At 40.0% G+C, this 24,424-nt stretch carries 23 protein-coding genes; 8 read left to right on the top strand and 15 right to left on the bottom strand.

Annotated elements, in window-relative coordinates; genetic code table 11:
- The first annotated feature begins 3 nt into the window (after positions 1-3).
- Together recG and comF are read left to right on the top strand one after the other, a co-directional pair.
- Positions 4-2,049, top strand: a complete 2,046-nt coding sequence (recG, locus tag SOI76_RS02110) for an ATP-dependent DNA helicase RecG (RefSeq protein ID WP_104079798.1) — start codon at positions 4-6, stop codon at positions 2,047-2,049.
- Positions 2,042-2,671: a ComF family protein gene (gene comF / locus SOI76_RS02105; protein WP_104079797.1), complete on the top strand. Its 630-nt coding sequence runs from the start codon at positions 2,042-2,044 to the stop codon at positions 2,669-2,671. The genes recG and comF overlap by 8 nt, the downstream gene beginning before the upstream one ends.
- A gap of 1 nt (position 2,672) precedes the next feature.
- Here the strand turns inward: comF and mutT are convergent, their stop codons facing one another.
- Both mutT and SOI76_RS02095 read right to left on the bottom strand, forming a co-directional pair.
- Complete coding sequence (gene mutT / locus SOI76_RS02100) at positions 2,673-3,074, bottom strand: NUDIX hydrolase (RefSeq protein ID WP_002116701.1); 402 nt, start codon at positions 3,072-3,074, stop codon at positions 2,673-2,675.
- 14 nt (positions 3,075-3,088) lie between these two features.
- Positions 3,089-3,670 (bottom strand): TIGR00730 family Rossman fold protein, encoded by a 582-nt coding sequence (locus tag SOI76_RS02095; RefSeq protein WP_104079796.1) that lies wholly within the window; start codon positions 3,668-3,670, stop codon positions 3,089-3,091.
- 158 nt (positions 3,671-3,828) lie between these two features.
- On the opposite strand from SOI76_RS02095, the gene SOI76_RS02090 reads away from it, so the two are divergent.
- Positions 3,829-4,842, top strand: coding sequence for a magnesium and cobalt transport protein CorA (locus tag SOI76_RS02090; RefSeq protein ID WP_016142961.1), 1,014 nt, complete (start codon positions 3,829-3,831; stop codon positions 4,840-4,842).
- 72 nt (positions 4,843-4,914) lie between these two features.
- On the opposite strand, the gene SOI76_RS02085 is transcribed toward SOI76_RS02090, so the two are convergent.
- From SOI76_RS02085 to dxs, 9 genes are all read right to left on the bottom strand, one after another.
- Entirely contained in the window at positions 4,915-5,202 is a 288-nt protein-coding gene (locus tag SOI76_RS02085) for a lipid asymmetry maintenance protein MlaB (protein WP_016142960.1), read from the bottom strand.
- Positions 5,203-5,213: 11 nt separating this feature from the next.
- Entirely contained in the window at positions 5,214-5,855 is a 642-nt protein-coding gene (locus SOI76_RS02080) for a phospholipid-binding protein MlaC (protein ID WP_032054643.1), read from the bottom strand.
- 25 nt (positions 5,856-5,880) lie between these two features.
- Positions 5,881-6,564 carry an outer membrane lipid asymmetry maintenance protein MlaD gene (locus tag SOI76_RS02075; RefSeq protein WP_014207762.1) on the bottom strand — a complete coding sequence of 228 codons (684 nt, stop codon included), beginning with the start codon at positions 6,562-6,564 and terminating at the stop codon, positions 5,881-5,883.
- Positions 6,564-7,340 carry a lipid asymmetry maintenance ABC transporter permease subunit MlaE gene (gene mlaE / locus SOI76_RS02070; RefSeq protein WP_002117010.1) on the bottom strand — a complete coding sequence of 259 codons (777 nt, stop codon included), beginning with the start codon at positions 7,338-7,340 and terminating at the stop codon, positions 6,564-6,566. The genes SOI76_RS02075 and mlaE overlap by 1 nt, the downstream gene beginning before the upstream one ends.
- Positions 7,337-8,155, bottom strand: a complete 819-nt coding sequence (locus SOI76_RS02065; protein ID WP_002116999.1) for an ABC transporter ATP-binding protein — start codon at positions 8,153-8,155, stop codon at positions 7,337-7,339. Before SOI76_RS02065 ends, mlaE begins: the two co-directional genes overlap by 4 nt.
- Positions 8,156-8,245: 90 nt before the next feature.
- A complete protein-coding gene (locus SOI76_RS02060; protein ID WP_104079795.1) occupies positions 8,246-8,455 on the bottom strand; it encodes a hypothetical protein in 210 nt (69 codons plus the stop codon).
- A gap of 106 nt (positions 8,456-8,561) precedes the next feature.
- Entirely contained in the window at positions 8,562-10,424 is a 1,863-nt protein-coding gene (gene deaD / locus SOI76_RS02055; RefSeq protein ID WP_016143582.1) for a DEAD/DEAH box helicase, read from the bottom strand.
- A 406-nt stretch (positions 10,425-10,830) separates the two neighbouring features.
- On the bottom strand, positions 10,831-11,661 hold the full coding sequence (gene suhB, locus SOI76_RS02050) for an inositol monophosphatase family protein (protein WP_002117045.1): 831 nt from the start codon (positions 11,659-11,661) through the stop codon (positions 10,831-10,833).
- Positions 11,662-11,782: 121 nt separating this feature from the next.
- Positions 11,783-13,687 carry a 1-deoxy-D-xylulose-5-phosphate synthase gene (gene dxs / locus SOI76_RS02045; RefSeq protein ID WP_104079794.1) on the bottom strand — a complete coding sequence of 635 codons (1,905 nt, stop codon included), beginning with the start codon at positions 13,685-13,687 and terminating at the stop codon, positions 11,783-11,785.
- A gap of 303 nt (positions 13,688-13,990) precedes the next feature.
- Here dxs and ribA point away from each other — a divergent pair, with 303 nt between their 5' ends.
- From ribA to aroE, 3 genes are all read left to right on the top strand, one after another.
- Positions 13,991-14,593: a GTP cyclohydrolase II gene (gene ribA, locus SOI76_RS02040; protein WP_002116908.1), complete on the top strand. Its 603-nt coding sequence runs from the start codon at positions 13,991-13,993 to the stop codon at positions 14,591-14,593.
- Positions 14,594-14,719: 126 nt separating this feature from the next.
- Positions 14,720-15,670: an oxygen-dependent coproporphyrinogen oxidase gene (hemF, locus tag SOI76_RS02035; protein ID WP_014207767.1), complete on the top strand. Its 951-nt coding sequence runs from the start codon at positions 14,720-14,722 to the stop codon at positions 15,668-15,670.
- Positions 15,671-15,850: 180 nt separating this feature from the next.
- Positions 15,851-16,639 (top strand): shikimate dehydrogenase, encoded by a 789-nt coding sequence (aroE, locus tag SOI76_RS02030; protein ID WP_104079793.1) that lies wholly within the window; start codon positions 15,851-15,853, stop codon positions 16,637-16,639.
- Between the two features lie 47 nt (positions 16,640-16,686).
- Here the strand turns inward: aroE and SOI76_RS02025 are convergent, their stop codons facing one another.
- Positions 16,687-19,029 carry a hypothetical protein gene (locus SOI76_RS02025; RefSeq protein WP_104079792.1) on the bottom strand — a complete coding sequence of 781 codons (2,343 nt, stop codon included), beginning with the start codon at positions 19,027-19,029 and terminating at the stop codon, positions 16,687-16,689.
- Between the two features lie 257 nt (positions 19,030-19,286).
- Between SOI76_RS02025 and mmgC the strand changes: the two genes are divergently transcribed.
- A complete protein-coding gene (gene mmgC, locus SOI76_RS02020) occupies positions 19,287-21,110 on the top strand; it encodes an acyl-CoA dehydrogenase C-terminal domain-containing protein (protein WP_104079791.1) in 1,824 nt (607 codons plus the stop codon).
- Positions 21,111-21,179: 69 nt separating this feature from the next.
- On the opposite strand, the gene SOI76_RS02015 is transcribed toward mmgC, so the two are convergent.
- On the bottom strand, positions 21,180-21,827 hold the full coding sequence (locus SOI76_RS02015; RefSeq protein ID WP_104079790.1) for a hypothetical protein: 648 nt from the start codon (positions 21,825-21,827) through the stop codon (positions 21,180-21,182).
- Positions 21,828-22,075: 248 nt separating this feature from the next.
- Here SOI76_RS02015 and SOI76_RS02010 point away from each other — a divergent pair, with 248 nt between their 5' ends.
- Entirely contained in the window at positions 22,076-22,330 is a 255-nt protein-coding gene (locus tag SOI76_RS02010) for a PspC domain-containing protein (protein WP_104079789.1), read from the top strand.
- Between the two features lie 63 nt (positions 22,331-22,393).
- On the opposite strand, the gene SOI76_RS02005 is transcribed toward SOI76_RS02010, so the two are convergent.
- Positions 22,394-23,494 carry an HPP family protein gene (locus SOI76_RS02005; RefSeq protein WP_057074650.1) on the bottom strand — a complete coding sequence of 367 codons (1,101 nt, stop codon included), beginning with the start codon at positions 23,492-23,494 and terminating at the stop codon, positions 22,394-22,396.
- Between the two features lie 132 nt (positions 23,495-23,626).
- Entirely contained in the window at positions 23,627-24,424 is a 798-nt protein-coding gene (locus SOI76_RS02000) for a TIGR03915 family putative DNA repair protein (protein WP_104079788.1), read from the bottom strand.

Genomic DNA, 24,424 nt, shown 5'->3' with positions numbered 1-24,424 from the left:
GACATGACTTCAGTCCATCAGTTACAAGGCGTTGGATCGGCTTCAGCAGCCCTGCTCGAAAAACTAAATATTTTTACCACAGATGATTTACTGTTTCATCTGCCACGTGATTATGAAGATCGAAGTACGATTATTCCAATGAATCAACTTGTGGTTGGACGGAGCTATTTACTCGAAGGAGAAGTCAAATCAATTGATTTCCCTCCGGGAAAACGAAAATCTATGGCAGCCTTGGTGCAAGATGAATTCGGTAAAGTCACCTTACGCTTTTATCATATTTATAAAAACCTGACTGATAAAATAAAACCCGGTCATCGCTTACGTATTTTTGGTGAAGTCCGTGTAGGTGCTCGCGGCCTTGAGATGTATCATCCTGAAATTCAGCTCATTCATGAACATACGCCCCTCCCAAAAACTCAGCTTACAGCAATTTATCCAAGTACGGATGGGTTAACTCAACCCAAATTACGCGAATATGTTAAACAAGCTTTAAAACATCATAGTGATGTCCTACCAGAGCTACTCCCAAAACAATATACCAATGGCTATGCGCTAAAAGAGGCTTTGTATTACATTCATGAGCCTCCAGTTGATGCCAACATGCTCCAATTGGCTCAAGGCTCACACCCTGCACAGCAACGGCTTATTTTTGAAGAGTTGGTTGCGCACCAAATTAGTTTACTTAATCGCCGTGCTTATATTCGTCAAATTGCGTCACCTGCTTTTTCAAGCAGTAAAGTATTAGCTAAAAAACTATTAGAAGCTTTACCATTTCAAATGACCAATGCACAAAAACGTGTATCTAAAGAAATTTTAAATGACTTAAAACAACATCAACCTATGCTACGTCTAGTACAAGGCGACGTAGGTGCTGGAAAGACCCTTGTTGCAGCTGTAGCCGCTTGTCATGCGTTAGAAGCAGATTGGCAGGTTGCATTAATGGCTCCGACTGAAATTCTTGCAGAACAGCATTATTTAAACTTTAAACGTTGGTTTGAACCATTAGGTATTACCGTTGCATGGTTATCTGGCAAACAGAAAGGTAAAGCCCGTGCCCAAGCAGAACAACAAATTAAAGAAGGCCATGCGGAACTTATTGTCGGTACACATGCCTTATTTCAAGACAATGTTGGCTTCGCTAAATTGGGGCTGGTAATTATTGATGAACAACATCGTTTTGGTGTAGATCAACGTTTAGCTTTACGTAATAAAGGTGCTGAGCAATTCACCCCACATCAACTCGTGATGACAGCTACTCCGATTCCGAGAACACTGGCAATGAGTGCGTATGGCGATTTAGATACGTCAATTATTGATGAGTTGCCACCGGGCCGTACACCAATTCAAACCGTTACGATTCCACTTGATCGTCGCGAAGAAGTACTTCAACGAATTGCTTCGAATTGTAGAGATGGGAAACAGGCCTATTGGGTATGTACACTGGTTGAACAATCTGAAACTTTAGATGCTCAAGCCGCCGAAGCAACTTACCAAGAGATGAAAGAACGTTTTCCTGAGCTCAACATTGGCTTGGTGCATGGCAAAATGAAAGCCGATGAAAAGCAAGCCGTAATGCAAGCATTTAAAAATAATGAATTACAACTTCTTATCGCAACAACAGTGATTGAAGTTGGAGTAGACGTTCCTAACTCTTCCATTATGGTGATTGAAAATGCCGAGCGTTTAGGGCTTTCTCAGCTACACCAATTACGAGGTCGCGTAGGTCGAGGTGCTCAAGCTAGTTTTTGCGTACTTTTATATAAAACGCCTCTCTCTCAAAATGGACAAGAGAGACTTTCTATTTTAAGAGAAAGTAATGATGGCTTTGTAATTGCGGAAAAAGATCTGGAATTACGTGGGCCGGGTGAATTACTAGGAACTAAACAAACTGGGGATATGGGATTTAGGGTGGCCCGATTAGAGCGAGATGATCATCTACTGAGTCAAGCCCACTATGTGGCACAGCAAGTTTTAAAAGATTATCCAGAACAGGCAGATGCTCTATTAAAACGTTGGCTTCCTGAGGCGCCTCGCTACGCCTATGTTTAATTTTTTAAACTTCCAGCATCTTATTCAGTTATTTTCACCTTGCTCATTGTGCGAGTTAGGCATGCGAGAAAAATACTCGCTCTGTAAAGACTGTTGGGAACAGCTACCTTGGCTTAAACAAACGATTCAACGTAATAATCTATCTGTTCTTGTGGCCTGTAATTATGCTTATCCAGTTAACCGGATCATTCAGCAGTTTAAATATGAACAAAAGTTACATTATCAGATCTTATTAGGTGAAATTTTAAAACAATTAAAATTTCCCAAGGTACAAGCGATCGTACCTATGCCCATTTCCAATCAACGTTTAATCGAGCGTGGTTTCAATCAGTCATTATTACTTGCCAATATCTTAAGTAAACACTTAAAAATACCTGTTTGGCAACCAATTCAACGTTTAAATGAGCACTCTCAAAAAGGACTTTCTCGACTGGAGCGCTTTGAAAATATAGAACAACAATTTTTACCTCATCATCAAGAGAAACGACGTTATCGCCGCGTTCTCATTATTGATGACGTGATAACTACAGGAAGCTCTGTTCATGCGCTCAGTCAAGCCCTTAAACCATTAGGCTGCACATCCATTCATACGGCGTGCCTAGCAGCGACGCCGAAGAGTTAAGCTATTGCACTGTAGATAAATACTCTTCACACCAAGGAATGACAATTTCTCGGGTCAATGGTGCAAGTTGAGTTTCCGAATCATTTAAATCTATCCACTTCATTTCTGCAATTTCGGCTGCAATTTTAGGGGCCTGATCAAGCTGAACTAGATATAAATGACTCACCAGAATATGATCTGGCTCATTGGCAGCTGCTGTTTCGAAATGACCAATAAATTGCTCAATCACACAAGAGCTTCCGACTTCTTCTAAAATTTCGCGTTGCATGGTGATCTCTGGTGCCTCATTAGGTTCCAGCTTGCCACCTACTTGCATAAAAGCGTGTGTATTACGCTTTCTTACAAGCAACAACTGATTTTGCTCATTTAAGATCACTGCGGCAGCGACCGTAATTGTTTTCACCTATTTAACCTCGTTTATGGTTGGACGTCTGCGTTTGTCCATTTTGGAGCAGGAGCCTGATATTGCTCAAATTGCTGAAGGATATCTTCAATTTCGTCTGATGCGATCAATTTATCAACGAACCGTGCTTGGCTGAATCCATTATCCACCGTTCCTTGAATCATTTTAAGTAAATCTTCATAAAAGCCCGCTACATTTAAGAAAGCACATGGCTTTTGATGAATCCCTAATTGCGCCCACGTCCATTGTTCAAAGATTTCTTCCAATGTACCAGCGCCCCCCGGCAAAGCAATAAAGCCATCTGAAAGATCCGCCATCTTGGTTTTACGCTCATGCATATTTTCAACCACATATAATCTGGTTAGGCCCGGATGAGCTAACTCACGATCAACTAAAGCACGAGGGATCACGCCAATGACTTGTCCACCTGCTTGTAAGGCGCTATCGGCCACCACACCCATTAGGCCTGAGCGACCACCACCATAAACCAAAGTCTTACCTTGTTTTGCAATAGCCTCGCCTGTAGCTTGGGCAATTTGTTGGAAAATTGGGTTTGAACCAAGAGATGAACCACAGAAAATACAAATTGATTTCATAGTGTAAAAAACCGTTTTATTGAACTGTCATGCTGACAAACTAAACTATCGATAGAGTTTTTTTTTGCAAAATAGCGTATTGGCAAGTGTTTTTCGGCAAATCCTTGTCTAAAATACACCCATCCATTTCCATCAGACTGCGTGAGGAAAAAAGACACATGCTTGAAGCCTTTTATGCCACAGAACGCGGAAGTCTGGAAGATGCCACCATCAATGGTGGATTTGATCTACATCCCGAATTAGTCTGGCTTGATCTTATTGCACCCTCACAAGAAGAGCAACAATGGGTATTAGATGCCTACGACCAAAATCTACCAACACTAAAGTCGCTTGAAGATATTTCATCTTCTGCACGATTTTACCGTGATGATGACGGTATTTTGCATATCAGTACTTATTTTTTAACGAAAAATAAAAACTATCAGGTGGACGGCGACGCAGAAGATTCATCACACATTTTAGCAATGGTGCAAACGGTCGCTTTCATTTTACATAAAGACCGCCTGTTCACAATGCGCGGCGAAAAGTTAGTTGCTTTTCGCGCCTTTCGTGCACGTGCTCGTCGAAATGACTATGATATGGACTATAAAGACCCTACATGGATTTTATTGGGCCTTCTTGAAGCAAAACTCGATGAGCTTGCGGATATCTTAGAAGATATCCACAAAGATTTAGAAAAATACTCCACCGAGGTTCTTAATAACCATCAACGTGAAAAAATTCTAGATCTTGATGACATGATTACACGCCTTGCTCAGCAAGAAGACATGCTAGGAAAAGCGCAGCTCTGTCTGATTGATTTACGACGTGTACTTACTTTCTTATCGCGTCCACGTGCTTTAGGCAGTCATATTTATGATGCAGACATTCGAGAGCTCAGTGAAGATGTACGCTCACTGGTAGAACATGATGCGTTCTTATTCCAAAAAGTACGATTCTTACTTGATACGACGTCCGGATTTATTAACACCGAACAGAATGACACGATTCGTCGATTCTCGATCTTACCAAGTATGTTGGCGCCTCCGATGCTTATTGCCAGTATTTATGGCATGAACACAGATGTATTACCTTTCGCACATGGTACGACCAGTTTCTTCGTTGTATTACTGATTATTATGGGTTTCTTTATCGGTCCAATTATTTACTTCCGCTGGAAAAAATGGATCTAAGCTTTGTAATAAAATGCTAATTTCGAGCATAAAAAAGCACCTAAATATAGGTGCTTTTTTACATCAAAAACATCAAATCAGATGCAGATCTTCCTGCAAATGACAGGCTTGAATGATCTTCAGCATTTTTTCAGGGACATTTTTAAAATGCAAACCAGTATTTTTTGGAGTTTCTCGTAACCACTGAACTAAAACAGCTAATGCCAAGGTACTACCATGCTCAAGCTCAGTTAAATCTACCACTAGAGGGAAGCTTTGTTGCTTCTTTATGATAGCTAAACCTGCTTGATACTGTTGTTCGGCATTTTCAAAATCTATTTTTCCCGAAACAACCAATTGTTGGTTGAGATACTGAACCACTCGTCACCTACTTATTTCTGTTTGTTTTTATTAACAGCTGCGTCTGCATCAGGTTGGAACGTTGCAATTGCTTTATTTAAATCACCGCCATTGCGTTTCACTGTTGCAGCAAACTGATTACGGAACTGTAATCCTAGATCAATACCAGAAACATTGATATTGCGGATTTTCCATTGAGTACCTTTGTCAGCTAACTGGAAAGAGACAGGAATTTTTTCACCATTGTGATTAAAGTCCAATGTCACTACTGGGTTTTTACCCGCAGTTGCCTTGTAAGGACGCATGGTATAGCTTTGATTCGTATATTTAGCAAATGCACTGCCGTAATTTTCAATTAATGTATTACGGAAATTCGTTTCAAACTGAGCACGTTGTGCAGCTGTACTATACTGATTCGTCGCATAAGTACCCATCACAATACGAGTGAACGCTTGTGAATCAACATACGGGTCCAAATTCTGACGTACGATCGTTTTCACCAACGCAGGATTGCTTTGTAATTTTGCATGATCTGCTTTTAAACGAGCGATCAAACCATCAGCAACACGCTTAATAAAATCAGGTGGTGCTTCTGAAGGCGCAGCAAATGCTGTACCTGCAATCATCGTAGACAAAAGACTTGCTGTCAGGGTTTGTTTAAACAACGTATTCACCTGGAACTACTCCTCAAATAATCTTTTACTCAACAAATGATGTTTGTGCACTATCATTATTAGTGCTTGCAGGAGTACCTGCATCTGTTGAGGCTGAACCAGCGGCAACTTTACCTGCACCACCGCCAGTAATGAATTTACTAATTAAATCTTCTAAATCCATGGTTCCTTGAGTATTTGAAATCACATCGCCACGTTTAAGATAGTTTAAACCACCACCCGGAACGACTTTCAAATATTTCTCACCCAACAAACCATTTGTTGCTACCATTATATAAGCATCTTCATCAATACTTGTGATGGAGTTCATGTTACTGGTCAGTTGCTGTTCCATTGCTTTTTGTTGCTCTGGAGAAGCTTGCGTGTAGTCAGAACTATAACGGAGTTCGTCTAAAGCATTTTTCTGAACTTCTTTTAGCTGTTCAGCATTAAAACTTGTCAACTTCCCATCTAAATCAAATGTTACGGTAGCTAAACGCGTAACTGGATCAAGAGTAATTGAATCAACACGACCAATCGTGACACCGCTCATCGTTACTTTAGCACGAGGCTTTAAACCATTGACATTATCAAACTGAGCCTTCATGGTATAACTATCATTTAAGTTGGTACCCACAAGGCCACTAACTTTCATGGCTAAAAAGAACAAGGCAATACCGAAGATAATAACAAAGATACCTACGGCCAGCTCACTACTACGTGATTTCATTAAATCCCTCCGAACATGACCGCAGTCAACACGAAATCAAAACCTAAAACACATAATGAAGAATATACAACTGTTCTCGTCATTGCAGTTGCGATTCCTTCTGGAGTTGGATCACACGCATATCCTTGATATACCGCAATCCATGTACATAACAAAGCAAACACAATACTTTTAATAATGCCATTTACGACATCATGCCCAAATTGCACGTTGTTTTGCATTCCGCTCCAGAATGAGCCTTCATCGACGCCAAGAAAATCGACACCTACCATTTTACCGCCCACAATACCAATCGCAGCAAAAATGACAGTTAGCATCGGCAAACTAACCACTCCCGCCCAAAGACGTGGTGATACGATTTGTTTTAATGGGTCAACCCCGATCATTTCCATGCTGGCAAGTTGTTCACTTTGCTTCATTGAACCAATTTCTGCTGTTAATGCAGAACCCGCTCGACCAGCAAATAATAAAGCAGCAACCACAGGTGCCAATTCACGCAGCAATGTTAAAGACACCATTGTGCCTAGCATTGATTCACTGCCGACGTTTACTAAAATTGAATATCCTTGTAACCCCAGTACCAACCCAATAAATAGGCCCGATACAGTAATAATTAACAAAGACATCACCCCTACCCGATGCATTTGGTAAATAAATCGACCAAAACCACCAGATGAAGGAAAAGAAAAAACAATTTGTAAGAGCATTAGTGCTGCAACACCAATCCCTCGAATCCGCTCAATAACGAGTCTACCTAACCAGGCAATCGTATTCATGGACGAACCTCGTTATCTAAATAGGCTTGATGACTAAATTGGTATTCAACCGGTCCTTCTGCCGAACCTGTTAAGAATTGGCGCACAAATGGAGAAGCATATGCCTGTAACTCTTCTGGCGTTCCTTCCCCTTGAATTTTTCCTTCTGCTACAACGTAAATGTAATCAGCAATAGAAAGGGTTTCAGGAACGTCATGCGAAACAATAATTGTGGTTAAATCTAAAGCTTCTCGCAATGAACGTATTAAACGTGTCAATACACCTTTTACAATGGGGTCTTGCCCCGCAAAAGGTTCATCGTACATGATTAAATCAGGGTCAAGCGCTATCGCACGTGCTAAAGCAACACGACGGTTCATACCACCTGAGAGTTCTGTAGGCATTAATTGTTCAGAACCACGCAAACCAACTGATTCCAGTTTTAATGCAACCAGTTCAGCAATTAGATTTTCAGGAAGCTTGGTATGTGCTCGAATCGGAAATGCCACATTTTCATAGACCGACATATCCGTAAATAAAGCACCGCTCTGAAATAACATTCCCATACGTGCACGGGCTGAAAAAAGTTCCTGACGAGACATTTTTGCAATATCTTTACCGTCGAGCAAAACTTCCCCCTGATCAGGAACTAACTGTCCACCAATCAGACGTAATAATGTTGTTTTACCTGTACCAGAAGGTCCCATAATGGCCGTAATCTGGCCTCGACGTATATTTAAACTAATATTGTCATAAATGACGCGTTCCCCTCGATTAAAACTCAGATTTTTCACTTCAATAAGTGGTTGAGTCGAGAGAGGAGTTTTATTATTCATAATGGCAATCGTTCCTGCACTTTTATGCACGCATACTATAACACTGAAAATTGGCAAACTTGTTGTTATTTTGACAAAAGCAAAGCTAACTTAGTTGGTAGGAATGGATGAGGTATGTTCGTAAAAAGAGGTTAATTCAGAAATTTGAAACTGCTCAATAGAACTTCCAGTTATAAAAGCATAGGCAAAATAAACCCCATTACACAAAACAAGTGCAATAAAAAGATAAGGCAAGCCGTGTTGAACCAGTAAGTTCTTCAACTGTGCCATTATTGTTTCTTTTCGTTTAATTTTACTCATTATTTAATAAAAAATTGAACCAATTCACACTTTGTTATTTTATAACAAAACTGAAAAATAAAAAAGGCCAGTATTTCTACTGGCCTTTCTTTAAACGAACTTTTGATTAACGGTCGAATTTACGACGCGGTTTATCATCAAAACTACGACGTGGACGATCTTCACCACCGAAGCTACGTTTTGGACGATCTTCGCCACCAAACGCTGGACGCTCACCACGTGGTTTATCATCAAAGCTACGACGTGGTTTATCGTTAAAACCACCTTCGCGACGTGGACGATCTGAGTTGAACTCACGACGTGGACGATCTTCGCCACCAAATGATGGACGCTCGCCACGAGGTTTATCATCAAAGCTACGACGTGGACGATCTTCACCACCGAAACTACGTTTTGGACGATCACCAAAACCATTTTCACGACGTGGTTTGTAATCTACGCGGTTACCACGATTGTCATCATTTGAGTCAAAACGCGGTTTATCATTGAAACCACCTTCACGACGCGGACGATCTGAGTTGAACTCACGACGCGGACGGTCTTCAAAACCACCTTCACGACGTGGACGATCTGAATTGAACTCGCGACGTGGACGATCTTCGCCACCGAATGGGCGTTCACCACGTGGTTTGTCATCAAAGCTACGACGTGGACGGTCATCACGACCACCTTCACGGCGTTTGAAGTTGCTTTCGCCTTCAAAACGACGACCACCGCCAAAACCGCCACCACGACGACCATCACGACCACCGTTGCCGCCACGACCACGACCACCGCCATCACGACCTGAACGAGCAGGAGGTGGAGATGGTTCTAAGCCTTCAATTTCAGAAACACTTAAACGTGCATCTAAATAGTCTTCAAGCGCACGGATTTTACCGCGTTCACGATAAGTCGCTAAAGTAATTGCTTGACCTGTACGACCAGCACGACCTGTACGACCAATACGGTGTACATAGTCTTCGTGTTTCATTGGTAAACCGAAGTTAATTACGTGTGAAATTGTCGGTACATCAAGACCACGTGCAGCAACGTCTGTCGCTACCAAGATTTTTGCACGACCTTCACGAATACTACGTAAACGACGGTTACGAACTGTTTGTGGCATTGCACCGTGAAGTGCAACTACAGAGTGACCTGCTTCTGCAAGTTCTTCAGCCAACATATCTGTATCTTCTTGAGTGCTCGCGAATACAACCGCTTGATCAAGAGTTTCATCAGCCAACCAGTGAGTCAGAAGTTTCTTCTTGTGTTCGAAACCATCTGTCCAGTGTAAAGTTTGGGTGATGTCAGTGTTTGTACTATGACCTGTTTCAATTGCAATACGCTCAGGTTCATTCATCATGCGCTCAGCAAGACGAATAATACGGTCAGCGAAAGTAGCAGAGAACATTAATGTTTGACGACGGTTACCAGCTAAATCGCTGATTGCTTCTAAATCTTCAGAGAAGCCGAGGTCTAACATACGGTCAGCTTCGTCAACGATTAAAGCTTCAACTTTATCTAACTTTAATTGACGACGGTTAACTAAGTCTAATAAACGGCCAGGAGTCGCAACAATAACTTGCGCGCCTTTAAGTTGTTGGATTTGCTTACCAAAAGGCATACCACCCATGATTGCAGCAATACGGACACCTTTCATGTGACGTACGAAAGCAATCGCATCTTGGCTAACTTGTTGAGCCAATTCACGTGTTGGGCATAAAACTAAAATGTTAGGTTGGGTCACAGCTTTCATACGTTCTTTGAACGGAACAAAAGTTTCTTGACCAGCTAAATTATGTAATGTCGGTAATAAAAATGCCGCAGTTTTACCAGAACCAGTCTGGCTAGATACTAGAAGGTCTTTTCCTTCTAAAGCTGCAGGAATAGATTGTTCTTGCACAGGAGTCGGGGTAGTAAAACCTAAACCTTCAAGCGCTTGTTGTAAGGTTTCATGCAAAGAAAATTCGGCAAAAGTTTTGCTCATAGAGAGTTTCACCCTAGTGGGTGCTCCATTTTTAATAAATACAAAATAGACATCGGCACAAAGCGGCAAAGCAAAGTTAGCTGAAACGTTTTTTCAGCAGCAATCCGAGTAACGACGATGTGGACTAAACGCACGCTTGATTACGGCCGAACCTGAAGAATCGCTGAGCGATCGGGGCGCAAGAAATGGTCCTCTCTATGGACAGCGTGCGCTTACAATGAATAGAACAGAATGTTCAGGTAATGAACGGAAATTTAAGTGCGTGGGCGGATTATAGCAGAAAGAAATTAAAAGTCATGTGTTTTAATCAACTTTCTTCATATTTATTGAACTCAGTAAAATTTACCCATGGCTTAAAAAAATAAAACCCTCTGATAATAGAGGGTTTTATTTATAAATAATTAAATTATTTTGCGGCTTGACCCCAAGCTGGGACTACAGTTTGCATTAAAGGTTTTAGCATTTTGAGTGAACTTGCAAGCACTTGACCATTTTCAAGAGACTCATTACCACCGCGCGCATCAACCACTACACCGCCTGCTTCTTTAATAATAAGTTCACCAGCAGCGATATCCCATGGTTTTAAACCAAGCTCAAAGAAACCATCAAAACGGCCAGCAGCAACATATGCTAAATCTAGGGCAGCTGAACCACCACGACGAATTTGTGCGCCTGCTTGAGTCACAGCTAATAATGAAGCAAAGTGTTGTTCTGCATAAGATACAATCTCACCAGCACGTTTAGCACGGTAAGGATGGCCTACTGCCAAGAATGTATTTTCTAAAGTATCTTTTACATTTACACGAATACGGCGTTGATTCATCACCGCACCGCGACCGCGACTTGCAGAGAATAATTCGTCACGTACTGGGTCGTAGATTACGCCGTGCTGAGTAACGCCTTTATGCTGAACTGCAATAGAAATACAGAAATGAGGGAAACCATTAATAAAGTTTTGCGTGCCATCAAGCGGGTCGATTACCCAGCACCAGTCTGCATCGTGGCCTTTGCCCTCTTGCAAACCGAACTCTTCACCTAAGAAGCTATGGTTTTTATAACTTTTACGTAATGTATCAATCGTCAATTGTTCCAAATAACGATCTACACGTGTTACTGGGCCATCAATGCCTTTCTCTTCAACTTGCAAATCGAGTTTATGACGATTTTGATGCGCTTTTAAAAGCTCTTGACCAACTGTTTGAGCCGCACGCGCAGCCATAACCACCATAGGTTCCATTGAACACCCACTACAATACAAATTTGAAGATTTTGACAAAGAATAATGCATAAAAGCGCATACATTTTAGCAAATGAATGCGCTTTAGGGGAAAAAATGTTTCAAAAATTTTATTAAAGGCTTAAACCACCTGATTTAGCTTAAGCCAAGCTTGCTCAATTGAGTTTAAAATACCTTTAGCATCTAACCCACAATCTTTTAGCATTTGACCATGTGATGCCTGTTGTAAGAACAAATCTGGCAGACCTAAATTGATAATAGGCTTCACAATTTGTTCTTGTGCCATGAACTCATTTACCGCACTGCCTGCACCACCCATAATTGCGTGCTCTTCAACAGTGACAAATAAATGTGTGTGTTCAGCCAAATCACGAATAATTTTTTCATCAAGTGGTTTCACAAAACGCATATTTACAACACGTACGCCGACATCGTGTTTCTGTGCAAATTGCTCAGCAGCTTCTATGGCAACCATAACGCGGCTACCAAATGCCAGAACCGTAATCTGCTCATCACAAGCAGGCTTAATTTCAGCAACTACTTCTGCCTTACCTAACTCAATAGCAGTTAACTCTTGCTGAATTTCAACCCCTACCCCTGCACCACGTGGGTAACGTACTGCCGCTGGACCATTATAGGCATAGGCAGTATGTAGCATTTGACGGCATTCATTTTCATCTTTTGGCGCCATGATGACCATGTTTGGTACTGTACGCATATATGCATAGTCATATGCACCTGCGTGAGTTGGTCCATCTTCACCCACCAAACCAGCACGATCAATACCGAAAGTTACATCAAGATTTTGTAATGCAACATCATGAATAAGTTGGTCATAACCACGCTGTAAGAATGTTGAATAGATTGCAACAACAGGTTTTAACCCTTCACACGCCATTCCCGCTGCAAGTGTTACTGCATGCTGTTCGGCAATTGCAACATCGAAGAAACGTTTTGGAAATTCTTTAGCAAACTTAACCATGCCTGAGCCTTCGCACATAGCTGGAGTAATCGCTAATAAACGTTCATCTTGTGCAGCTTCATCACACAGCCATTGACCAAATACATCTGAATATTTTGGCGGTGTTTTACCCGCTGAAGTCGCATTAATTTTGCTAATTGCATGATAGGTAATTGGGTCAGCTTCTGCCGGAGTAAAACCTTTACCTTTTTTAGTATAAACGTGGACTAAGCGTGGACCTTTACGTTTTTTTAATGCGTTAAATACTTTAACGAGTTGATTTACATCATGTCCATCGAAAGGACCAAAGTAATCGAAACCAATCGCTTTAAATAAATTATCGGCCGCATCTGTTGCCGATTGATGTAAGCGAGAGTTGTACGTCCATTTCGGATGTGGCTGTACATAAGCCTCTCCATGTTCATCGACATTAACTAAATGACCTTTTTCCCAAATTGCAGCTAAATGCTTAGCAAAACCACCTGTACTGCAAGAAATTGACATGTCATTGTCATTAAGTACAACAATTAAATCAGCATCATGTGCGACAGCATCGTTCATGGCTTCAAATGCCATACCTGCCGTCATTGCACCATCACCAACAATACATACCACATCACATGGGTCGTTTTGATAGCGACGCGCTAAAGACATTCCTAAACCTGCTGAAATTGCAGTTGATGAATGCCCTACACCAAAAGTATCAAAAACTGATTCTTCTCTAGCTGGAAATGCTGCTAAACCGTTCTTAGCCCGGATTGTTGTCATTTGCTCACGGCGACCAGTCAAGACTTTGTGTGGATACGCCTGATGTCCTACATCCCAAACTAATCGGTCATTTGGAGTATTAAAGCAATAATGCAGCGCAACCGTCAGCTCAACCACGCCGAGGTTAGCACCGAAATGGCCACCACTCTGGCCTGCTGCATATAAAATATATTGACGCAACTCATCAGCCACTTGAACCAATTGGCTATGCTCGAGCTGACGTAATTGTTGAGGATGATCAATTGCATCTAACAATGGCGTAACAGGGCGTTGAGTTGGAATTTCGGTATACAACATATGTGGCAAAGCCTTTATAAGCCTGGCAAATCCTAAGCTGGGTCAAAATGGGTCGATCATACAATCGAATGAAGTCACCTTCAATCAGCCACATTTGCGAACGAGGTCATGCAAAGCAGTCTCTCATACAGTATGGGTATGGTTGGCAGATTATCCTGAATAATCTGACTATTTATCAACTATTATCGTCTTCTTTATACAAAAAAGAAAACCTTAGTGCTCAAAATGATTATGACAATTCGACCAATCTCCCAGCATTACGCTATACTTTAAACCGTTTTCGGTTAAAAGATGAGTTAATCTGTGCCTATAGAGTTCATTGCAACATCAAAACTCCCGACTGCTTTTGGTGAATTCAATATTTCTGTGTTTCAAGATCCAGTATCAGGTGAAGAACATGTGGCACTTTCTAAAGGGTTAGAAAATCCACCCACAGGCCCTGTTTTAGTACGTGTTCATTCAGAATGCTTAACAGGTGATGCTTTTGCGTCATTAAAATGTGACTGCGGCCCTCAATTACAGGCAACTCAAAAGCTCATCAACGAAGCAGGTCAAGGCGTTATTTTATATTTACGCCAGGAAGGCCGTGGTATTGGGCTCACAAATAAAATTCGTGCGTATGCCTTACAAGATCAAGGTCATGACACGGTAGATGCAAATTTACTTTTAAATTTACCCGCCGATGCACGCCGTTACGACATGTGCAGCATTATGCTCGATCACTTAAAAGTAAAAGAAGTTAAGTTAATTACTAACAATCCTTTGAAAATTCAGGCACTCAAGGATCAAGGTATTAATGTGGTTGGTCGTGTTCCATTAACGGTTGGACGTAACCCCTTTAATGAACAATATTTGAAAACTAAACGGGAACGTATGGATCACCTTTATCAAAAAGATGATTTCTAAAAAAATTATAAATTTAAAAATAATTGGAAGGGATTTTTAAGACATTTCTTAAAAATCCCTTACTTTTTTTATGGTTTTGTGTTTTGATGTATCTATCTCCTATCTCAATCATCTTTGAGGGTCACTATGCAGCATCCGACTTCAACAGATATTCAACGTGTCCGCGAATTTCTCCTCGATTTACAAGCTCGTATATGTGCTGGTTTAGAACAACAAGAAAAAGCTGGCGGCGGTACGAGTGAATTTATTATTGATGATTGGGAACGCCCAGAAGGTGGTGGTGGTCGTTCACGAGTTTTGCAAAATGGCACTGTGATTGAAAAAGGTGGTGTGATGTTTTCTCACATCAATATTAGTAAACTGCCCGCTTCTGCTACAGAAAGACACCCTCAAATTGCTGGTGCTAAAGCTCAAGCGCTTGGTGTGTCATTAGTGATTCACCCTAAAAACCCAAATATTCCAACTTCTCATGCCAATGTACGTTTATTCGTTGCAGAACGTGAAGGTCAAGATCCGATTTGGTGGTTTGGTGGTGGTTTTGACTTAACACCGTTCTATCCAGATGAACAAGATGTTATCGATTGGCATCAAGCCGCATACGACCTATGTCAGCCTTTTGGAGACAATGTCTATGCTGAACATAAAAAATGGTGTGATGATTATTTTTATTTAAAACATCGAGATGAACAGCGTGGTGTCGGTGGTTTATTCTTTGATGATTTAAATTGCTGGGATTTCGAAACCTGCTTTAAATATATTCAAGCTGTAGGTAATGGTTATTTAAATGCCATTCTGCCAATTTTTGAAAAACACCGTGAACAGCCTTACACCGAAGCTCAAAGAGAGTTCCAGCTCTACCGTCGCGGTAGATATGTCGAATATAACTTAGTCTACGACCGCGGAACATTATTTGGCTTACAAACAGGTGGACGTATCGAATCTATTTTAGTCAGCCTCCCTAACCTTGCAGGTTGGTCGTATCGTCCAGAATGGGATGAAGACTCACCAGAGAAACGTTTAACCGACTATTACTTAAAACCTCGTGACTGGTTAAACCTAAAAGAAAAAGTCGCTTAATTTTTTGCTTTTTTGGAGATTCTTTGGCTTCCACCCTAAAGAATCTCCTTTTTTATTTTCAATTTTCTGAATCTCATTCAAATATTTTTTCTTATTAAAATTTGGCTTATAGTGAGTCCTGCTGAAAATTCAGTACAGACTTTATCTGCCTCATGCCATTTTAAAATTTTGGATATAAGAATGACCAAACAGTTTGCAGTAATTGGCAACCCAATCGAACAATCACGCTCTCCTGAATTGCATCATGCTTTCGCTCAAAAAACAGGTATTGACCTAGACTACCAAAAACGTCTTGCTCCTCTTGATGGTTTTGAGTCGAGTATGCGTAGTTTCTTTGAGAATGGCGGAAGTGGCATGAACGTTACCGTGCCGTTTAAAGAACAGGCATTTGCTTTGTGTGATGTGCTGACTGAACGTGCTCAAATTGCCAAAGCTGTAAATACACTTTGGATGGAAAATAACAAACTGCATGGTGACAATACAGATGGCCAAGGCTTAGTTGCCGCAATTCAAGCTTTAGATTGGAATCTGGAAAATACAACCATTTTAATTTTAGGGGCTGGTGGTGCAACTCGCGGCGTTATTTACCCGCTTGTGCAGGCTGGCGCTAAAAAGATTGTGATTGCAAACCGAACTCTTGCTCGTGCTGAACAACTTGTAGATGACCTAAAAGCAGCAGTTCCGCAAGCTCAATTACAAGCAATTTCTCTAAATGAGCTAGAAGGGAAATTTGATATTGTAATTAATGCAACTTCTGCAAGCCTGTCTGGTGATGCATTACAACTACCAGAAAATTTAGAGTTCAAATATGCCTATGAGATGGCCTATGGCAAGCCATCTAGCTTCCTTGATCAAGCTAAACAACGCAATGTGCCTTATGCAGAAGGTTTTGGGATGTTAGTGGGTCAGGCCATTGAAGCCTTCTATATCTGGAATGGCGTAAAGCCAGAATTAAAAGATTTTCTATAAGTCAAAAAAAGAACCTACACGAAGTAGGTTCTTTTTTATTTCATCTATTATTTTTTAGCTGTAACCATCTGCTTATAAACATCTCGGAAAATCTCATAATCAATAAATTCATTATGTTCAGGTTTTAAATTCTGAATTGTTTTTTCCGTAAGTTGCTGTTTGCGAGCATCGACATAGGCTTTACCTAAAATATCAGCTGTTTCTGACAATAAGTGTTTTTCTTCATCAGAAGTACCATTTTGTTTTTCAAACTCTAATTGATACTGTTTTGAGAAAAGCTGTTCAGGTTGCTTATATTGTTTCTGTAGTTTTTGCCATGCTTCACGCCCAGCTTCACCTTGTATTGTTGTGATCACAATATGGTCCACAGCTCGACCTAAGTCATTATCAAACTGATCTTCTTGTTCAAGATGATGCTTTTTCTGCAATGTCTCAATACGTTCTAAAGCTTTACCTTGAGGGTTATAAGTTTCCTCTTCAGAGAACCAGTAAGCATAAACCTCTGCAATTTCTTGCAACTGTTGAACTGAATAATAATGAATATATGACGGTTTTTCGGCAGTCAATTTTGCAATAAACACAGCCTTATACGTTTTGTCATAAGCACGTGTTGCATCATAAGTCTGGTTAGCCAACAGCGCCAGACTAGAATCTAAATCTTGTACATCGCTATGTGCACCAACTGGATGCTCAGAAACATCACCCTGTCCAAGTTTTTCACTAAATCCTTTTACGAAGTTTTCAAATAAAGAACCTTTGCTTGCCTCTGCAACTGATTTAGCCTGTTTAAGCTGCTGCTGATTAATTGGGGTCGCTTTACCATAATTGAGAATTTGCATGTCTGCTTTAATATTAAAGCGATGGTTAAATTCAGCTGGTGTATACGCAATATCATAATCCGCGTTGACTAAACGGCCCTTTTCATCCAGTCCGACATCAATCGCAACCGGATTTCTTTGTTTTGGTAAAGCTTGTTCAATTTCTGCCTTATGCTTGTTCCATAGAGCTTTGAATGCTTCATCATCAACAAACTGGTTTTGATCATAAGCAGCAAAAGTTTGTTTCAACGCAGCTTGACGAGCTTTAATCTGAGTTTTTTCGGTATTTCCAGCGCTCTGATCAAGCACATCAATACCGTAAATTTGACAGTAATTAATATCACCTAAGGCAACGGAACTTTTTTGAGACTGTAATTCAACACACTGATCTTCTGTAAGTGAAGCCACTTCTTCATCTTGTGTGACTTCTTCAGCATCTGCTACAGCAACATCTTCGGCTTGGGCCGTATCAGAAGCATCCTCTTCGGCTGCACCAGCTTGAACTGCACTTGATTGGTCTTCATCACCATATTCTGAATCTAGAGCATTACCGAAATGAGCATTAATCAGTGAGTAAAGTTGTTGGCTAACTGCGGCTGCATCTTCAGAAGAAACTTTTTGCCCATCAGCATTACCTTCTTTACTCTTCGCTTCTGAAGCAGCTAATTCAGTTGCTATAGTTTCGGCAATCTTTTCTTCATCAAAACCGAAAACATTTTTTTGCAGATATTTAGCATTGACCTGACTATAGAGCTCCGATTGTAGCAATAACGCTTCAACCGTATCTTTTAAACGAATTTTTTCTACAATTCCCGCTTTACGCTCAGCGTCACTAACTGATAAACGCTGTAAATTTTGTGGTTCAGCCAAACGATAAGATACAGCGCCAGAAGCTTTCGCATATTCAACGAATTTCTTCATATCGACATTCGTAAACAGATTTTTATACTTTGAAAAATCGACATACGCTAAATTATTTTGATTATCTTTATTGACCAGATAAGGCATTAATCCGAAATAATTAACGTAAAATTTATAATCCTTCAGATCAAGTACCATTGGCAATTTTGCCTGTACCAAAAGTGTCGGTTTTTCATACCTTGCTGTAAGGTTTAAAGACCCCATTTTTTGACGATAATGAACCGAACCATCATAACTAAATTGAAGATCATTTAATAAATTAATTAATACGGCGTTTACTTTTTCTGAGCGTGATTCACCAGAAATGCCTGAATCCGCTTGCTCATTTGCAATTGCGGCATACAGCGCCTGCTTCTGTTTTTTATTCAAATTAATTTTTTGTTCACGTAAATATTGATCTACTTTTTTTTGCACTACAGCATCTAGCTGCACTGTTTTTTCTACATTATTTATTTTTTTTGACTGATTCGGATCAACACTAACTTTAAAATGCCCACGATAGTCATAGCTTGGGTATTCATATATTGCATTCATACCCTGAATGACTTTTTGATCTAACTGAGTAGATGCTACCGATGGACGTAGGTTATGCTGCGCACAAGCGGTCAAACCCAAACTAAATAAACATAAACTGAGATATTTTAGATGCATAACCTTTTTTAAAACCTTATCGCTTTATCTTTTTAACAAAACTTGCTAAAAATAAGAAAATTAGTTGTTTTTTCACATAAAAGTATAAGTCCTGAATGTAGCAGAAATTATAATTTCAGGTGTATTTATTTTCGACAAAATTCGCTTTTCTGACATTTCTTTCGGGTGCGATTAACATTGTATTTTTATCATGCGAGTGAATAATCAAATCATCGATACAGATAATCCCACAATGATTCAAAATTAGGATTAAAGCCATGCCAGCATATAAAGCTCCGCTACACGATATCCGCTTCTTAATGAATGAAGTACTAGATTACCCTGCTCACTATAAAACTTTATCAAATGGTGAAAATGCTGATCCAGATACTGTTGATATGATTCTTGAAGGTGCGGCAGATTATTGTGAAAACGTATTATCGCCACTTAACCAATCTGGTGATGAAGAAGGTTGCCATTTTGACAACGGCGAAGTAACTACTCCTAAAGGCTTTAAAGAAGCTTATGACCAATTCGTAATGGGCGGTTGGCAAGGTCTTTCTTACCCAGAAGAATTTGGTGGTCAAGGCCTACCAATGTCTTTAAACCTAATTAAATCCGAGATGATGGGTACTGCAAACTGGTCATTTACCATGTACCCAGGTTTAAGTTCTGGTTGTATGAACACTATTTTGCAATTCGGTACTGATGAGCAAAAACAAACATATATGCCTAAGCTTGTTGAAGGCACTTGGAGCGGCACAATGTGCTTAACCGAACCTCAATGTGGTACAGACTTAGGGCAGGTAAAAACTAAAGCTGAACCTCAAGCAGACGGTAGTTACAAAATTACCGGTACAAAAATCTTCATTTCTGCCGGTGAACATGATTTAACTGAAAACATCATTCACATTGTACTTGCTCGCCTTCCAGATGCACCTGCTGGTACTCGCGGTATCTCATTATTCATCGTACCAAAATTCATACCTACAGCTGATGGCGGTGTTGGTGAGCGTAATACAGTCGCTTGTGGTTCAATTGAACACAAAATGGGGATCCGTGCGTCTGCAACTGCGGTACTCAACTTTGATAATGCAACTGGTTATTTAATCGGTGAAGTGAACAAAGGCCTACATGCAATGTTTACCTTCATGAATACAGCACGTATTGGTACTGCTGTTCAAGGTATTGCACACGCTGAGTTATCTTTCCAAGGCGCATTACCATATGCCAAAGATCGTATGTCAATGCGCGCGCTTTCTGGTAAAAAAGATCCAGATAAAGTTGCTGATGCAATCATTCACCATGCAGACGTACGTCGTATGTTGTTAACTCAAAAAGCAATCGCTGAAGGCGGTCGCTCTATGATTTACTACGCTGCTCAAATCGCTGACAAAATGACAGATGCTTTAGCACGTGGTGACCAAGCTGCTTTTGAAGACTACGATGATAAACTTGGTTTCTATACACCAATTTTAAAAGGTTTCTTAACTGAACTTGGTTTAGAAGCTGCTAACCACGGTATGCAAGTTTACGGTGGCCATGGCTACATTAAAGAATGGGGTATGGAGCAAATCGCACGTGATGCACGTATTGCGACCTTGTATGAAGGAACAACTGGTGTTCAAGCACTCGACTTGATTGGTCGTAAAGTGTTGTTAAGTTCAAAAGGTAAAGTAGTTCGTGAATACACTGCTGAAATCTTAAAGTTCTGTGCTGCACATGCACGTAATAAGTATTTACGTCGTTTTGCTTGGGACTTAACTAAGCTTTGTGCTCAGTGGAACACTTTAACAGTTCGTATCATGCTTGCTGCACGTAAAGACCGCGACATCGTATCTTCTGCTTCTGTAGATTTCTTGATGTTCTCAGGCTACGTGATGATGGCTTATTTCTGGGCTCAACAAGCTGTGGTTGCTTCTGAAAAATTAGAAGCAGGTAACGGCCAAGAAACTGCTGAGTTCTATAAAGCAAAAATCAAAGTTGCTGATTTCTACTTTGACCGCTTATTGCCACGTGCTCAAGGCCATGCAGAGTCAATGGTGACTACATCTCGCACATTAACATCATTACCAGTTGAACACTTTAGCTTCGACTACTAATGATTTTTAAGTCGTGAAATGAAAAAGAGCGCAATTTATATTGCGCTCTTTTTTATATTTATCGGATATCTATTCTTTAGTTAAAACATAAGCCTGATTTGGAACAAAATAGTTTTGCTCTAAAAATTCACGATTTTTTCCATAATCACTATAAAATAGTTTTTCTAAATTCGTGACCAATCTTTTCTTTGAATCAAGATTAAAATAAAAATTAACTTTAGATAATGGGCATTGAATCGTTAACTCACGCTCTTTTTCATCTACTTTCCAATTTAGTGTAGGACATAACTGATTTACAGCGGCACTTTTAGCCCCGTCTTTACTTCCTACACGACCAAAATGGACAACATTCCAATAAGCCGATCCATTTGGTAATAAATTTAAAATATACTCTGCTTCGCCCGATTCACAATCAGCAAAAGCATCTTCACATGAAATACGCGTATGATACCTTCCTACATATTGCAATGAGGCGGCACTTAGTTTTTTAGTCTGATCTGAGGTATCTTCGGGTAAAAAAGTACGTCCAGCAACATAGTCTAATGTTTTTATAGATGCGCTACTTTTTATTAAATTTTCTTCATGATTAGAATTAGAACTTGTAGCAGAGTGATCTTTTGAATTGGTATGGTTTATATCGCAAGCACTCATTGTCATGCACATCGCAGCCACTACAACTACATGCTTAACTGAAAAACGAGACCACTTCAAAGTCATATACATTATTCACAGATAACAGCAACAGCTATATTTACAATTCAAATCAAGTATTAGCTAATTGCCGCTTTAAACTCTTAAGCCCTGAAAGGGTGCATTTTAGTAGATGTTGGTTTCGTTCATTTCAATCCTTTACATATTTTAACTATTTTACTTTTTAAAAGACTTTAAACGCGTTATTTCGTCTCCATATTTTTATTAAGCAAGAGCAATAGCTTCTTGTAAATTTTATCTTTAAGGAGAATTAGATGGCCAGTTCTGGTTTATATCGCTCGAACCGACACAGCATGATCGCCGGTGTAATGGGTGGTATTGCTGAACGTTTTGGTTGGAACATAACTTTACTACGTGTCATTTTTGTTTTGATCTCAATTATGAGTGCTGCCTTTCCAGGAATTTTAGTTTATCTGGTTTTATGGTTAGTGATTCCGAAAAAACAGCCAGAACATATTGAAGGCTATCGACAATCCGTCCGGACAGTAAATGAAGAACAAGTACGTTAATTAATAACTTTGGTCGCTACGGTTGCATCCCCTAATCAACCGTAGCTTTTTTTATTATAAAAGTTATAGCTTTCGATTTAACTGTTGCTGTAATGCAGCAATCATATCTGCACGGCTAATCATTCCTATAAGCTTACGATCTTCAACCACAGGAATGTAGTTAAAAGACTTTTCGACAAAGTACGGCACTAAATCTTGAATAGGTTGAGTTGGTAATACCGTGACCACTCGACGGCTCATAATTTGTTTTACGTAATGCTGCCAAGAATTTCTTGGGTCGGCTGCCCCCTTAAACCATTCTACGACTTCATATAACGCTAAAGTTCCGACCAGATGGTTCTCTGCATTGACTACAGGCAAGCTCATTAGGTTCACTTGTTTAAACTTATCGAGTGCCTGATGAATATCATCATCTTCATGTAGTTTAATCACGTCGCGACTCATAATATCCTGACAGACATATTGATTGACCATGCGCTCATTGGCATGCTCTTGCGCTTCTAAAATGATTTTTTCTAAGTCATATTGGCTAATATCTAAAAGTTCAGTGTGATGCTCTAATGCGTACTCAATATCTTTTGGTTGAATCGATACCTTTTGAGTAGGCGTTGGGTCCTTGCTACGCTCATTCAAATGTGCAGTCACCGGATAATGTCGCCCAATTAATCGGTTAAAAAATACGGCAAAACCTAATAGAAGCAATGAGTTGAGTAAAACTGGGTAAAAAATAAAATAAAAGCCTAACTTATGAATCGCAGCTCCACCTAGTACGGCTGTAATCGCAACCGCTCCACTCGGTGGATGTAAAGAATCGGTGGTCATCATTAAAAAAATGGCAAAACCTACCGCAACACTAAAAGCCGTTGTTAAATCAGGAATCCACTGTGCGCAGGCAACGCCAATAATTCCGGCTAAAGTATTACCAACAATCACATTCCAAGGTTGAGCCAAAGGACTGGTCGGCACAGCAAACAATAGAACAGATGAGGCACCCATTGGAGCGATGTACCATGCATTAATCCCCCCTAGAACATACCAACTAATTAAGGAAGAAATTGCTAAACCACACAACGCTCCAATACCGCAAAGTAATCGTTCTTTTAAAGGTAAAACCTTAAAATTTGGTTTTAAAATCTGTAACCATTGTCGCTGTATAACACTCACAGTACACCTTTAGGGATATGCCGTCATTTATAACGGGCAAAAGTATACGCCCAAAGCCACATAAAATGCATTTAAATTATATCTTTGAATAATAAGAAAACCTGCTGAACTATTTTTTATGATTTTAAAACTTTAATATTCCATCAATTTTTCATTTAAATAACGCCAGTAGCGTTTAGGTAAATATTGCACATGGAGTTTTATATTTTGGCGTTCAGTAATATTCACGCTCTTAAAATAATCTTTCCAAAGCTGGTCATATAAAACTTCCTGCTCATCAAGCTCAAGCTGAAAGCTTTGACTCATTCCATTTTTTAAATTACGGTCAACTTCAGAAGCCTCGAGTGAAACTTCATGTATTTCTCGTAAATCATAATAAAGCCCGAACTTACGTTTCTCATCATAAATCAGCCAACGCTGATCTTGATAACGCCGTTTAAAATGCGGCTGAATAAGCGGCAAAACATTAAAATCGGGACGTACTAGACTCAAAAAAAGCTCATCTTTGGTTTTCTTAAAACGAATAAAAGCTTCCATCCGATGCTTCTCTCGTCCGACCTTTTTCGTCCACTGTGCAATCGCTAAAACACTAGGATTTGAATAATCTTTTTCTATGGAAACATGGCTAGTAAACACATAAATACAATAATTAAATAAATGTTGATAGGCATCTAAAGATTCAGATAAAGAGGCAAAATAGAATTGTTTTAATGAAGAAGATGAAAGCTTTTTTTTCAGGGCAGACCAAACACGCTCGGCATGTTGCTCGTTATTTGAAACCTCAATTTTATCAGCAAATAAGCCATGCTGAGCTGCATCATTCAAACAGAGTTTGACCTGTAATTCTTTAAATTGAAATGCACGAAACACACAGCTTAGCAGCCCAACCATTGAGCCATCAAAATAGTAAGCAACTTCCTCATTAAACAT

Source organism: Acinetobacter pittii, assembly GCF_034064985.1.
Taxonomy (GTDB): domain Bacteria; phylum Pseudomonadota; class Gammaproteobacteria; order Pseudomonadales; family Moraxellaceae; genus Acinetobacter; species Acinetobacter pittii_H.
This window is presented reverse-complemented; position numbering and strand designations above follow the sequence as displayed.

What these genes read in the sequence shown, in the direction of transcription:
- recG (WP_104079798.1), top strand. Translation starts at nt 4, where the DNA reads ATGACTTCAGTCCATCAGTTACAAGGCGTTGGATCGGCTTCAGCAGCC.
- comF (WP_104079797.1), top strand. Translation starts at nt 2,042, where the DNA reads ATGTTTAATTTTTTAAACTTCCAGCATCTTATTCAGTTATTTTCACCT.
- SOI76_RS02095 (WP_104079796.1), bottom strand. Translation starts at nt 3,670, where the DNA reads ATGAAATCAATTTGTATTTTCTGTGGTTCATCTCTTGGTTCAAACCCA.
- SOI76_RS02090 (WP_016142961.1), top strand. Translation starts at nt 3,829, where the DNA reads ATGCTTGAAGCCTTTTATGCCACAGAACGCGGAAGTCTGGAAGATGCC.
- SOI76_RS02075 (WP_014207762.1), bottom strand. Translation starts at nt 6,564, where the DNA reads ATGAAATCACGTAGTAGTGAGCTGGCCGTAGGTATCTTTGTTATTATC.
- mlaE (WP_002117010.1), bottom strand. Translation starts at nt 7,340, where the DNA reads ATGAATACGATTGCCTGGTTAGGTAGACTCGTTATTGAGCGGATTCGA.
- SOI76_RS02065 (WP_002116999.1), bottom strand. Translation starts at nt 8,155, where the DNA reads ATGAATAATAAAACTCCTCTCTCGACTCAACCACTTATTGAAGTGAAA.
- SOI76_RS02060 (WP_104079795.1), bottom strand. Translation starts at nt 8,455, where the DNA reads ATGAGTAAAATTAAACGAAAAGAAACAATAATGGCACAGTTGAAGAAC.
- deaD (WP_016143582.1), bottom strand. Translation starts at nt 10,424, where the DNA reads ATGAGCAAAACTTTTGCCGAATTTTCTTTGCATGAAACCTTACAACAA.
- suhB (WP_002117045.1), bottom strand. Translation starts at nt 11,661, where the DNA reads ATGGAACCTATGGTGGTTATGGCTGCGCGTGCGGCTCAAACAGTTGGT.
- dxs (WP_104079794.1), bottom strand. Translation starts at nt 13,687, where the DNA reads ATGTTGTATACCGAAATTCCAACTCAACGCCCTGTTACGCCATTGTTA.
- hemF (WP_014207767.1), top strand. Translation starts at nt 14,720, where the DNA reads ATGCAGCATCCGACTTCAACAGATATTCAACGTGTCCGCGAATTTCTC.
- aroE (WP_104079793.1), top strand. Translation starts at nt 15,851, where the DNA reads ATGACCAAACAGTTTGCAGTAATTGGCAACCCAATCGAACAATCACGC.
- SOI76_RS02025 (WP_104079792.1), bottom strand. Translation starts at nt 19,029, where the DNA reads ATGCATCTAAAATATCTCAGTTTATGTTTATTTAGTTTGGGTTTGACC.
- mmgC (WP_104079791.1), top strand. Translation starts at nt 19,287, where the DNA reads ATGCCAGCATATAAAGCTCCGCTACACGATATCCGCTTCTTAATGAAT.
- SOI76_RS02015 (WP_104079790.1), bottom strand. Translation starts at nt 21,827, where the DNA reads ATGACTTTGAAGTGGTCTCGTTTTTCAGTTAAGCATGTAGTTGTAGTG.
- SOI76_RS02010 (WP_104079789.1), top strand. Translation starts at nt 22,076, where the DNA reads ATGGCCAGTTCTGGTTTATATCGCTCGAACCGACACAGCATGATCGCC.
- SOI76_RS02000 (WP_104079788.1), bottom strand. Translation starts at nt 24,424, where the DNA reads ATGTTTAATGAGGAAGTTGCTTACTATTTTGATGGCTCAATGGTTGGG.